The sequence below is a fragment of the Pseudomonas corrugata genome (assembly GCF_050920615.1).
GTDB classification, from domain to species: Bacteria; Pseudomonadota; Gammaproteobacteria; order Pseudomonadales; family Pseudomonadaceae; genus Aquipseudomonas; species Aquipseudomonas corrugata.
Genome location: NZ_CP130434.1, coordinates 70,684 through 83,606, shown reverse-complemented (window position 1 = coordinate 83,606; position 12,923 = coordinate 70,684). Strand labels below are relative to the sequence as shown.

Here is a 12,923-nt window from a genome sequence, read left to right as displayed (position 1 = left end):
GATGAGCAACGACGATCGTACCCAGTTCATGCCGACGCCCGGTGGTCGTGGCGCCGACCCGTTCCGCCCGGATGCCGGTCGCCCTCAACCCGCCCCCGCGCCGCTGTCGATGCCGGCCGCGCCGGTGCTGACGGGCAAGGCCCAGGGCCTCAATCCGCTGGAAAGCGCCGCCGGCCCGCTGCTGGCCCTGCTGACGCGCCTGCGCAATACCATTGCGCATCCGGCACCCGCCAGCCTGCGCGCACAACTGCTGGCCTACCTGCGCCAGTTCGAGGAGCGCGCCGAGGCTGCCGGCGTGGTACGCAACGACGTGCTGCTGGCCCGCTATGCCTTGTGCACCGCGTTGGATGAAGCGGTGTTGAGCACGCCGTGGGGCGGCACCAGTGACTGGGGCAAGCAGAGCCTGTTGATCACCGTGCACAACGAAGCCTGGGGCGGCGAGAAAGTGTTCCAGTTGCTGGAGCATTGCCTGCAAAGTCCACGGGAGCGCTTGTACCTGCTGGAGCTGCTGTACCTGTGCATGTGCCTCGGCTTCGAGGGGCGTTACCGGGTGATGAACGACGGTCGCAGCCAACTCGAAGCGTTACGCGAACGTACCAGTGCGGTGATCCGCAGTGCCCGCGGCGACTACGAGCGCGAGTTGTCGCCACACTGGCGCGGCGTCACCGTGGCCCGCGACCGCCTGGCGCAGTTCATGCCGCCGTGGATCGCGGTGGCCATCGGCGCGGCTTTGCTGCTGGCGCTGTTGTTCGGCTTGCGCATGAAACTCGCCTCCGATGCCGAGCCGGTGTTCAAGAACATTCATTTCCTGGGCGAGATCCCGGTGCAGACCATCGACCGCCCCGTGGTGCAGCCGAAAGTGATCGAGCGACCACGCCTGGCCGGCTTCCTGGCCGATGAAATCAGGGCCGGCCGGATCGCAGTGGAAGATGCCGTCGACCGTTCGGTGGTGACCATTCGTGGCGATGAATTGTTCGCTTCGGGCAGCGCCAGCATCAAGGACGATTTCGAGCCGTTGATGCTGCGCATCGCCGATGCGGTGCGCAAGGTCAAGGGCCAGGTCCTGGTGACCGGCCACAGCGACAATCGCCCGATTGCCACGTTGCGCTTCCCGTCCAACTGGGCGTTGTCCGAAGCGCGGGCCCAGTCGGTGCTGCAGATCCTGTCGGCCAAGACCGGCCAGCCCGAGCGCTTCAGCGCAGAGGGCCGCAGCGACACCGAACCACTGGCGTCCAACGCCACCACGGAAGGACGTGCACGCAACCGTCGGGTTGAAATCACCGTATTGGCGGAGGGAGTCGAGTGAAGGCGTTTTTCAGTTTCATGATCCGCTGGGTCATCCCGTTGCTGGGGCTGATTGCCCTGAGCCTGATCATCTGGTTCGTCGGCCCGCTGCTGGACTGGCTGGTGCCCGAAGGCCGGCGCTGGACGTTGATCGTCCTGGTGTTCGCGGTGTGGATCGCCTACCGCGTGTTCCGCATCATCCAGGCCCGTCGTCAGGCCGCTGAAGTCATGCGCAGTCTGGCCGAGCAGACGCCACCCGACCCCACCAGCATCGCCACGGCCGAAGAACTCGAAACCCTGCGCCAGCGCATGGACGAAGCCCTGACGCTCTTGAAGAAAGCCAAGCTGGGCGGTGACGAGCGCCGTAACCTCTATGAGCTGCCGTGGTACGTGATCATCGGTCCGCCGGGTTCAGGCAAGACCACCGCGTTGGTCAACTCCGGGTTGCATTTTCCGTTGGCGGCCCAGTTGGGCGCCGGTGCGGTGCGCGGCGTCGGTGGTACGCGCAATTGCGATTGGTGGTTCACCGATCAGGCCGTCCTGCTCGACACCGCTGGACGCTATACCACCCAGGACAGCGACGCGGCTATCGACAAGGCCGCCTGGCTGGGCTTCCTGGGCCTGTTGAAAAAACAGCGGGCCCGGCGTCCGATTGACGGTGCGTTCATCGCCATCAGCCTGTCCGACCTGTTGCTGGGCAGCGACGCCGAGCGCGCCGCCCATGCAGCGGCGATCCGCCTGCGCATCCAGGAGCTGTACACCCAGCTGGGCGTGCGTTTCCCGGTCTACCTGATGCTGACCAAGCTCGATCTGGTGCCGGGGTTCATGGAGTATTTCGACACCCTGAGCAAAGAAGAGCGCGCCCAGGTCTGGGGCATGACCTTCGCCCTTGACGATGGCAAGAGCAACGACAGTCCACTGGCGCACCTGCAAAGCGAATTCGCCGGCCTGGAGCAGCGCCTCAACGACCGTCTGGTGGAGCGCTTGCAGCAGGAGCGCGACCCGGCGCGGCGTGATCTGATCTACGGCTTCCCGCAGCAGTTCGGCGCGTTGAAGGATTGTCTGCAAAGTTTCCTCGACGGCGTCTTCAAGCCCAACGCCTTTGAAGAACGCGTGCTGCTGCGCGGTGTGTATTTCACCAGCGGTACCCAGGAAGGCAGCCCGATCGACCGGCTGATCGGTTCCATGGCCCAGAGCATGAATCTGGACCGCCAGCACCTGGCGCGCCAGACCGGCACCGGGCGCAGCTACTTCATCGAGAAACTGTTCACCGCCGTGGCTTTCGCCGAGCGCGGGCTGGTGGGCGTCGATCCGAAAGTCGAGCGTCGGCGCAAATGGATCGCCCGGGGCGTGTTGGCCTCCACCGTGGTGCTGGTGTTGGTGGTCAGCACGTTGTGGTGGGTCAGTTATCGCGCCAACCAGGCCTACATCGCCCAGGTCGACCAGAAGGTTGCGCCACTGGGCCAGACCGTGCAGAACCTCAGCCCGGCCCAGCGTGATGTGCTCGCGGTACTGCCGTTGCTCAACGCCGTGAAACACCTGGCGGGCGATGCGCCGGATTGGGCCGAAGGCTTGGGCTTGTACCAGGGCGACATGCTGGAAGCCGAGTCCGGCAGTGTCTATCGCAAGTTGCTGATCGCAGTGTTCGCGCCGCGCCTGCTGACGCGCATTGAAGAACAACTGCATAGCGGCGGCAATTCGGACTTCATCTACGAAGGTTTGAAGGCCTATCTGATGCTCGCCGACAACGAGCATTACGACGCCGACTTCATCAAGGCCTGGATCGCCCTGGACTGGGATCGCAGCCTGCCTCGCGATTTGCCGGCCGAACAGCGGCTGGCCCTGAGCGAGCATTTGCAAGCGCTGTTTGAACGTCATCCGCCTACCGCACGACTGGACCCACGGCTGATCGAAGACCTGCGCCGCCAACTGCAACAGCTGCCCGTGGCCCAGCGTGTCTACGATCGGATCAAACGGCAGAAACTGCCCGAGGGCGTCCCGGACTTTCGCATCAACGAAGCCGCCGGGCGTGACGCCGCGCTGGTGTTCAGCCGCAAGAGCGGCAAGCCGTTGGGCGAGCCGTTGAGCGGGTTCTTCACCGTCAAGGGTTACCGCCAGGGCTTTTTGCTCACCAGCCTGAGCCAGGCCGGCACCCTGGCCGAAGAGCAATGGGTGCTGGGTCACGAAGGGGCCGATCAGCAGAACGTTGCCAGCCTGGCCGCCGATGTGCGCCGGTTGTATTTCCAGGACTATCAGCGTCAATGGGACGCCTTGCTCGCCGACATCGATTTCGTGCCGATCACCAGCGTCGCCCAGGCCGCCGATGTGCTTCGGGTGATTTCCGGGCCGACCTCGCCGTTGAAGAAGCTGTTGGTGGCGGTGGCGAAGGAAACCGACCTGCAACAGGACGAACGCCTGCTGGCCGCCCAAGGCGCGCCGGTGGAGGGCGGCGTGGACAAGCTCAAGGAGCGCCTGGGCAGCTTGCTCGGCCAGGAGCAGTCCACGCAAAACGCACCGCAGGCCAGCGATGATCCAGTCACGGCACACTTTGCCGAGCTCAACAGCATTGTCAGCAAGAACGACGGTGAACCGGCCGCCATCGATGGTCTGCTGGCCGACATGAACGCGCTGTATGTTCAGGTCAGCGCCATGGTCGGGGCCAGCGGCGATGCCTTGCTCGGCGAGGCCAAGAACCAGGCCGCGGCGGCTGCCACCCGGGTCAGCCTCAACGCCGAGCGGCAACCGCCGTTGGTGCAGGGACTGGTCAAGTCAGTGGTCAACTCCACCACCAACAGCATGATGGGCGGGGTGCGCAATCAACTGAACGCCGCCTGGACCAGCGAAGTGGTGAACATCTACCGTCAGTCCCTGGCCGGGCGTTATCCGATGTCGCCGGGCAGTGCGCGGGACGCAACCCTCGATGACTTCGGCCAGTTCTTCGGCGTCGGCGGGGTGATGGACAACTACTTCCGCAAGTACCTGCAACCCTACGTCGACACCTCCACACCAACCTGGCGCTGGCAGCCGGGCGCGGCGCAGAAGCTCGGCATTGCCCCTGGCGTGTTGCAGACCTTCCAGCGCGCGGCGAGCATCCGCGATGCGTTCTTCCGTTCCGGCGGCACCCAGCCGATGGTGCGCTTCGAGCTCAAGCCGGTGGCGATGGATTCGACCATCACCCAGTTCCTGCTCGATCTCGATGGCCAGCAGTTGAGCTACGACCACGGCCCGAGCCGGCCGACCGCCATGCAATGGCCGAATCCGGGCAGCATCGGCGTGGTGCGGATCTCGATCATGCCGCCGTCGTCCAGCGGTCGTTCCGGCATCACCCTGGACGGCCCGTGGGCCTGGTTCCGGCTGCTGGAGCAGTCGGACCTGACCGCTGGCAACTCGCCGGACCGCTTCAACCTGCGGCTGCGGGTCGATAACGCCAGCGTTTCCTACGAGTTGCGGGCCAACAGCGCCTTCAACCCGTTCAAGAGCCGCGTGCTCAGCGGCTTCAGCCTGCCGGAGCGGCTATGAGTACACCGGGTTTCTATGGAAAGTTGGCCAGCCGTGGGGATTTTGTCAGCCGTGGCTTGCCCCAGAGTTTTATCGGTCCGTGGGACTCGTGGCTGGCGGCCGGCTTGCTCGCCAGCCAGACCAGCCTCGGCGAGCGTTGGCTGGACGCCTATCTGGTCAGCCCGCTGTGGCGCTTCATGGTCGCCCCTGGAGTGTGCGGGCCGGACGCAGCGGTTGGAGTGGTGATGCCGAGCATCGACCGGGTCGGGCGTTATTTTCCGCTGACCGTCGCGGTGCTGCTGGAGCCCGACGCGGACCCTGCGTCGGTGGTTGGCGGTGCGGACGAATGGTTCGAGCGGGTGGAGAACCTGCTGCTGAGCACATTGAACGTAGAAGCCACGTTCGAGGCCTTCGGCGCGGAACTGGAAAACCTCGGCAGCCCAATGTATTTGCCACGAGTGCCCAGCAGCCGGTTTGCCAGCCTGCATCGCTTCGATGCCACCGAGCCGCAGCGGCGCATGAGCGCTCTGGCCGAGTCGGCCTGCGAAGGTGCCAGCTTGTGGTGGGGTCAGGGTTCGGAGCGCATCGCGCCCGGTTTGATGCGCTGCCAGGGCCTGCCGGCCGCTGCTGACTTTGCGCAATTTTTGCTCGGCCAAGAAGGTGTTGTGTAGATGCGTCCAAGTGCTGGGAAAGCCTGCAAGTCTGCAAGCAAGAGCCATGTCGGCATGGTCCGGCAGGTTAACGAAGACGCATGTCTGGACCTGCCGGAGAACGGCCTCTGGGTGGTCGCCGATGGCATGGGCGGGCACGCGGCGGGCGACTACGTCAGCAGCCTGATCGTCGACAGCCTGCGCAACATTGCCGTGGGTCGTTCGCTGGACGAATACGTCGCGGCTCTGCAAAGCGACCTGCAGCGGGTCAACGCCGCTGTGCGTGAAGAGACCGCCAACCGTGGCGTGACCATGATGGGCAGCACCGTGGTGGTACTTGCCGTCCGTGACCTGCGCGGCATGTGCCTGTGGGCCGGCGACAGCCGCTTGTATCGCCTGCGCGATGGCGTGCTGGAAGGCATCTCCCGGGATCACAGCTACGTCCAGGACCTGCAGGACAGCGGCCTGCTCAGCGAAGCCGAGGCCCGGGTGCATCCGCGGGCCAACATCGTCACCCGCGCCATCGGCGTCGAGGCGCAGTTGAACGTGGCGATGACCGAGCTGCTGCTGGTGCCGGGCGACAGCTACCTGCTGTGCAGCGACGGGCTGACCAAGACTGTCGAAGATGAAGAAATCCGCGAAGTGCTGAGCCACGACGAACCGGGCGAAATCGCCAGCAGCCTGGTCTCCCTGGGCCTGATGCGCGGCGCCCCGGACAACATCACCGTGGTGGTTGTGAAGGTGCCGTCATGAACCCCGTTTTGAACATCCAGATCCCCGGCTACGATATCGACGGCGAGATTGGCGAAGGCGCGATGGCCAGCGTTTACCTGGCGACCCAGCGCTCCCTGGAGCGCAAGGTGGCGCTCAAGGTCATGGCTGCCGCACTGGCCGCCGACCCGACGTTCTGCGAGCGTTTCCTGCGCGAAGGCAAGACCCTGGCACGTCTGTCGCACCCGCACACCGTCACCATCCATGACATCGGCAATGTCGGTGAGCTGTATTACATGGCGATGGAATACCTGCCCAACGGTACGCTCAAGGAGCGCATCGCCGCCGGGCTGTCGCCGGAGCAGGGCCTGATCTACATTCGCCAGATCGCCTCGGCCCTGGGCTACGCCCATGGGCTGGGCCTGGTGCACCGCGACGTCAAGCCGGCGAACATCCTGTTCCGCGCCGACGGCACGGCGGTGCTCTCGGACTTCGGCATCGCCAAGTCCCTGGACGACCGCACCCAATTCACCCAGGCCGGTTTCGCGGTGGGCACGCCAAGCTACATGAGCCCGGAACAGGCCCGGGGTCAGGACATTGATGGCCGCGCCGACCTGTATGCCCTGGGAGTGGTGCTCTACGAAATCCTCGTCGGCAAGCTGCCGTATACCGGCAACGATGCGCTGTCCACGGCGCTGGCGCACCTGACCGAACCGCTGCCGGAGCTGCCGGTGCACCATGGCCGTTACCAGGACGTGCTGCGCAAGCTGCTGGCGAAGGACCCGGCGGAACGTTTCCCGGATGCGGCGGCGCTGCTGCGGGCCCTGGACAATCTGCCTGCAGACGCGGCCGAGGCGACCCTTATCCGGCCATTGCCGCTGCCCGTGCCGCCGCAATCGAACCGCGATGACTTGGCGGGATTGACGCCGATGTCCATCGACATCCCGAGCGGCCCCGCGCAATCGCAATCACGACCTGAGCCACAACCGAAACCAACCGCGCCACCGGTCAGCCCGCCCCAGCGGCCTGCCGCTGGGCAACCGCGCAAGACCCCGGTGTTCGCACTTGCCGCCGTCGCGGTGGCCGTGGCGTTGGGTGGCGCGGGGTATTGGTGGTTATCCGGTGATAGCGGCAAAACCACCCAGCAGTCGGTGGCATCCACGACCTCGTCCAGTAAACCACCGGTGAAAGCACCTGAAGCGCCTCCGGTGAAGAACCCCGAAGCGCCACCGGTCAAGCCGCCCGCGGCGGCGGAAGCCGATGGCGGTCAGCGTCCACTGTTGATGGCCGGCAAGAAAACCCTGTTCCAGCGAGTGCTCAGCAAACCGGGGGCGAAACTTGCCGCCGAACCGGGTGCCGCGCCCGGCAAGGAGCTGCCGGCGTTCTCGGTGCTGTATGTGTATCAGCGCAAAGACGTCGATGGCGGCGCCTGGGTGCGGGTCGGCGCTGCCACAGACGGGCGCAGCGACGGCTGGTTGCCGGCTGCCCAGGTCAGCGACTGGAAACAGAGCCTGGTGCTCAAGTTCACCGAACGTTCCGGTCGGGCGCCGGTGATGTTCTTGCGTCAGCCTGGTGAAGTGGAAAAGCTGCTGGCCAACCCTTCGAACGCCAAGAACGTGCTGCTCAAGGCCCAGCAGAACCACGAGGATAACCAGCAGGTGCTGGCCCTGGAACCGGCCGCCAGCGCCGTGCCGCAGAACCAGTTCTACCTGTTGCCGATTTTCGACTCTCGCGAGAGCTTTGACGAGAATGGCCAGCCGGTGCAGTTGCTCAACGTGGCCTCCATCGACCCTGGCAACACCCCTCGGGCAGCGTCCAACAACACGCCGATCCTGACCGCCAATGCCGATGCGTTCCGCACTGCTGTGGTCCTGGTGGTGGACACCACCGTGTCCATGCAGCCCTACATCGATCAGGTGCGCGACGTGGTCCATGAGTTGCAGACCCGCATCGCCGAACGCGGCGAGCTGGACAGCGTCAGCTTCGGCTTGGTGGGGTTCCGCAACAGCACCAAGAAAACCCCGGGCCTGGAATACGTCGCCAAGACCCTGATCACCCTGGAGCAGGGCCGTGACCCGCAACGCTTCCTGGACCTTGCGCGGCAGGTCAAGGCGTCAACGGTGTCGAGCCATTCGTTCAACGAGGATGCGTTTGCCGGGGTCATGGAAGCGGTGGAGGGCATGGACTGGTCCGGTTATGGCGGGCGCCTGATCCTGCTCGTTACCGACGCCGGTGCCTTGCGCAAGAACGATCCCTTTTCCACCACGCAGATGAACGAAGCCGAAGTGCGTCAGGCGGCTCTGGGCAAGCAAATCAAGATCTACGCCCTGCACCTGCTCAGCGACGCCGGCAAGAAAACCCACGCCGGTGCCCAGAGCCAATACCGCACCCTGACGGCCGACGCCAACCCGCAGATCGGTGACCTGTACATCCCCGTTGCAGGTGCGGATGTGCACAAGCTGGGCGAGCGGGTGGACGAGATCGGCTCGGTATTCGCCGACCTGGTGCACCAGGTGCGCAGCAACAAGGAGCAGGCGGTTCCGCAGTTGGGCGCCGCACCGAGCCTGGCCGATAAATCGGCTGCGGTCGGCTATGCGATGCATATGGATTTCCTCGGACGCAAGGCCGCCAGCCAGGCACCGCAACTGGTCAGCGCCTGGACCGCCGACCGCGACCTGACCAACCCGGCGCTGCCGGCGTTCCAGGTCTGCGTGATGCTGACCAAGCTGCAACTCAACGACCTGCAGCAGTCGCTGAAACTGATCGTCGACGCGGCCCGCAAGACCCAGAGTTCGCCCAAGGATTTCTTCCAGGAAATCGCCAGTGCCAGTGCTTACATGAGCCGCGATCCCTCGGCTCTGCGCAAGGGTGGCAACCTCGCCGACGGCGGGGTCCTGGGCGAATACCTCGAAGGGCTGCCGTACCGCAGCAAGTCGCTGAGCATGACCCAGGATCTGTGGCTGTCCTTGAGCGTGGCCGAGCAGGAAGACTTCATCGACGAGCTGGATTCGAAAATCCGCCTCTATGAAACCTTCCACAACGACCTCGCCAACTGGGTACGCTTCGGCGATGCCGAGCCGGGCGATGCCCTGTACCGCGTTCCATTGTCGACCTTGCCATGATGCTGAGCCTGAGCGCAGTGCATAAAAGCCGGGGCACCGGCAGCCAACGCTATAGCCTGGTGATCCCACGGCTGCAGCTGCGTGCCGGTGAGCAATTGGCGCTGGTCGGTCCCAGCGGCTGCGGCAAGAGCACTTTGCTGGACATGCTGGCGCTGGTGCTGGCGCCGGATCAGTCCGGGCAGTTCGACTTTGCCCCTGCCGATACGACGCTGGACATCGCCCGGCTGTGGCGGGGCACCGAGCAAAGTACATTGGCGGAGCTGCGCAGCCGGCACTTGGGTTATGTACTGCAAACCGGCGGGTTGCTCGGATTCCTGGATGTGCGCGGCAACATCGAGTTGTCGCGCAAACTGCTCGGCTTGAAGGATGACGGCAGCGTGGCGCGCCTGGCCGGACAACTGGATATTGCCGATCAACTGGACAAGAAACCGGCGGACCTGTCCGTCGGCCAGCGCCAGCGGGTCAGTTGTGCCCGGGCCCTGGCCCACGGCCCACGGTTGCTGCTGGCGGATGAGCCGACGGCGGCCCTCGACCCGCTGAACGCCGAGCGGGTCATGCAATTGCTGGTGACCCAGGCCCGCGACAGCGGCGTGTGCTGCGTAGTTGCCACCCATGATGAAGCCCTGGCCCGCGCCAGCGGCTTGCAGGTGCGGCATATCAGTTGCCGTCGCGACATCGACGGCGGCGTCACCGCTACCCTTGGGGAGGCTTGCTGATGCGCGGCGCGCTGGTGGCTTCCCTGGCCTGGCAGGACTATCGCAACGACGCCTGGCTGTCGGCCTGCTCGGTGCTGGCGTTGGTGGCGGTGGTGGCGCCGCTGTTGGTGCTGTTCGGGCTGAAGTTCGGCCTGATCAGCAGCCTGACCGAGCGCCTGCAGAGCGATCCGGCCACTCGGGAAATCATTCCCCTGGGCGGCGGCCGCTTCAGCGCCGAGTTCATCGAGCAGTTGGGCCAGCGCAACGATGTATCGTTCGCCTTGCCGCGCACCCGGCAGATCGCTGCAACGGCGGACCTGAACAACGCGACGGCGGCGGTCACCGTCGAAATGATTCCCACCGCCGCCAACGACCCCTTGCTCGAGCACCTGCCGTTGCCCCAAGGGCTGGATGAAGTGGTGCTCAGCCAGACCGCTGCCGAAAAGCTCGGCGCCAAGGCCGGCGATTGGTTGCAGGCCAGTTTCGGTCGGCAGGTGGCCGGTCGCAGTGAGGCGCAGCGGACCCGGGTCCGGGTGCTGCACGTATTGCCGCTGCAAGCCTTTGCCCGTGATGGGCTGTTCGCGCCGCTGGCCTTGCTGGAAGCGGCTGAGGACTACCGCGACGGGCGTGCCGTGCCCGCGTTCGGCTGGCCGGGCGATGCGGTGGGTGTGGCCGGGCAGCGCGTCTATCCGGCGTTTCGCTTGTACGCCCGCAGTCTCGCTGATGTGGAACCGCTGCGGCAGTATTTCGCGGCGCAGAGTCTTTTGGTGTCGACCCAGGCCCAGACCATCGCACAAGTGCAATCGTTGAGCCGCAACCTGTCGATCGTGTTCTGGATCATCGCCGGGTTGGCATTGGCGGGGGCGTTCGCGGCAATTTTTGCCGGGGCGCTGGCGGCGGTCGAGCGCAAGCGGCGCGAGCTGTCGGTGTTGCGCCTGCTGGGAGTGTCCACCGCCGCACTGCTGCTGTTCGTGGTACTGCAAGCGCTGTACAGCGCAACCCTCGCGGCTCTGCTGAGTGCCGGGTTGTACGGCTTGGCGCAGTCGGGCCTGAATCATTTATTTGCACAGATGCCGGGCGAGTACGCCAGCCATCTGCTGTTGCGTCACTACACCCTGGCCCTGGTGGCCGTGCTTGGCGTCAGTGCCGTGGCGGCAGCCTGTGGCGGCTGGCGGGTGGCGCGCATCCAGGCCTCTGAAGGAATTCGTGATGTATAAGTTACTGGGCGCCGCCGTGGCGCTGAGCCTGGCCAGTCTGGCCGCTCTGAGCAACATCGCAAGCGCCGATGAAGGCAGCGACAAACTGGACAACCCCAAACCGTTGCCCGATGACGTCAGCCTGCCGCTGCCGTGTGACGGGCAGATGGTGTTCCGTTACGTCTACATTCTCGCCCAGGGCACCCTGGACGATCGCGAGATCAACCTGGGCTACCCGTTCAGCGAAGGTGAGGCGGGCTACAAGCAGTCGTTCATTTCCGGCTACCGGCGCGATTTCATCAACGGCCAGTTCACCCTCAAGGACCTGCCCAAGGACTGGAACAAAACCATCACGCCGTTGATGCCCAAGACCGACGCCCAGACCCCGCTCAAGCCGATGCTGTATTTCATCGGCAAATACGAAGTCACCGCGCGCCAGTACGCCCAGGTCATGGCCCAGGCGCAGTCCCTGGCCAGCGGCGAACCCGCACCGGCCTGCGAAGCCCTGCAAACCGAGCTTCCCCAGGGCATGGCTGGGCGCTTGCCCAAGGTAAAGCTGTCGAAGTTCGAGGCAGAACGTTTCTCGGCGGTGTACAGTGCCTGGCTGATGAAATACCACAAGGACCTGCTGCCGGTGAGCGGTCGCGGCACCTCCGCCGAAGACGGCGGGCTGGGTTTCGTGCGCCTGCCCACCGAAGTCGAGTGGGAATTCGCCGCCCGTGGCGGGCAGGCCGTCAGCCGCCAGGATCTGGAAGGCCGCCTGTTCCCACGACGTCTGGAAGGCAGTGAAAGCGACGGGCCACTGGCCGATTGGGCGGTGTTCAACCAAGTGGCCGGCGGCACTGGCCAGGCGGCGCGACTGCTGCCCATCGGCACCAAGTTGCCGAACCCCATCGGCCTGTTCGACGTGATCGGCAACGCTGCCGAGATGGTCCAGGAGTCCTTCCAACTGGTGCATTCCGGACGGCGCCAGGGCGCCTACGGCGGTTTTGTGGTCAAGGGCGGTAACTACCTGGAAGGCGAGGGTACGCTGTTTACCGGCATGCGCCGCGAATACCCCTTGTTCGCTGCCGACGGCACCGAGCAGAGCAACGAGACCACCGGCTTCCGGGTGGCGATCGGTGCGTTGTCGGCACCGCGTTCGCGCTACAAGGAACTGTTCGCCCAATGGCAGAAAGAAGGTCGCCTCGCGTCCCTGACCGATGCCATCGACGACGCCCAGGATCCGACCAAGCGCCTGGACAGCATCATCGCCGCCAGCGTCGACCCGCGCTTGCAAGCCGAGCTGGGGCTGGTCAACGAAGAGCTCAAGCGCAACGTCTCGCTCATCGCCCAGCAGCGCGAGGAAGCGGCCGGCAACCTGATCCAGTCGGCGGCCCTGGTGGCCGAGACCGTCAACAACTACAACATCCGCCTGACCAATCTGCAGCGCAGTCACCAGGCAGCGGTGGACGCCAAGGACGATGCCAGCGCGCAACTGTTCGCCACGGCCATCGACAACGGCCGCAGCGCGCTCGATGGCGCGGTGGCGATTTATATCGACAACCTGGCGACCGGCACGCGTTACACCGATGCCGTGATCCAGGCGCAGTTTCAACGCATCAAGGAGGAGATGGAGCGCAAGCCGGTGTTGGGCAAGAGCCTGGTGGCGCGCGCGACTTTATTCGTTCGTCATGTCGGGGAATATCGTCAACAAAAACGAGCCGACCCGGCGGCGATATTGAAGCAATTGCTGGCAACGAGCGCCCTGAGGTCTTGAGCGTTCAA

8 protein-coding genes are annotated in these 12,923 nt (G+C 65.1%); all 8 read left to right on the top strand.

Annotated features, from left to right (window positions below; translation table 11 throughout):
- The first annotated feature begins 1 nt into the window (after position 1).
- Genes QZH45_RS00360 through QZH45_RS00325 form a run of 8 tightly spaced genes read left to right on the top strand, consistent with a single transcriptional unit; the run spans position 2 to position 12,915 of the window.
- Complete coding sequence (locus tag QZH45_RS00360; protein ID WP_024776806.1) at positions 2–1,306, top strand: DotU family type VI secretion system protein; 1,305 nt, start codon at positions 2–4, stop codon at positions 1,304–1,306.
- Positions 1,303–4,803 (top strand): type VI secretion system membrane subunit TssM, encoded by a 3,501-nt coding sequence (gene tssM, locus QZH45_RS00355; protein WP_053192078.1) that lies wholly within the window; start codon positions 1,303–1,305, stop codon positions 4,801–4,803. Before QZH45_RS00360 ends, tssM begins: the two co-directional genes overlap by 4 nt.
- On the top strand, positions 4,800–5,453 hold the full coding sequence (gene tagF, locus QZH45_RS00350) for a type VI secretion system-associated protein TagF (protein ID WP_053192080.1): 654 nt from the start codon (positions 4,800–4,802) through the stop codon (positions 5,451–5,453). The genes tssM and tagF overlap by 4 nt, the downstream gene beginning before the upstream one ends.
- Positions 5,454–6,185 carry a PP2C family protein-serine/threonine phosphatase gene (locus tag QZH45_RS00345; RefSeq protein ID WP_033034115.1) on the top strand — a complete coding sequence of 244 codons (732 nt, stop codon included), beginning with the start codon at positions 5,454–5,456 and terminating at the stop codon, positions 6,183–6,185.
- Positions 6,182–9,265 (top strand): serine/threonine-protein kinase, encoded by a 3,084-nt coding sequence (locus QZH45_RS00340; RefSeq protein ID WP_055136098.1) that lies wholly within the window; start codon positions 6,182–6,184, stop codon positions 9,263–9,265. Before QZH45_RS00345 ends, QZH45_RS00340 begins: the two co-directional genes overlap by 4 nt.
- Positions 9,265–9,981, top strand: a complete 717-nt coding sequence (locus QZH45_RS00335) for an ABC transporter ATP-binding protein (protein WP_055136103.1) — start codon at positions 9,265–9,267, stop codon at positions 9,979–9,981. The genes QZH45_RS00340 and QZH45_RS00335 overlap by 1 nt, the downstream gene beginning before the upstream one ends.
- Positions 9,981–11,177: an ABC transporter permease gene (locus QZH45_RS00330; protein WP_055136097.1), complete on the top strand. Its 1,197-nt coding sequence runs from the start codon at positions 9,981–9,983 to the stop codon at positions 11,175–11,177. The genes QZH45_RS00335 and QZH45_RS00330 overlap by 1 nt, the downstream gene beginning before the upstream one ends.
- Positions 11,170–12,915 (top strand): formylglycine-generating enzyme family protein, encoded by a 1,746-nt coding sequence (locus tag QZH45_RS00325; protein WP_024776813.1) that lies wholly within the window; start codon positions 11,170–11,172, stop codon positions 12,913–12,915. Before QZH45_RS00330 ends, QZH45_RS00325 begins: the two co-directional genes overlap by 8 nt.
- Positions 12,916–12,923 lie beyond the last annotated feature (8 nt).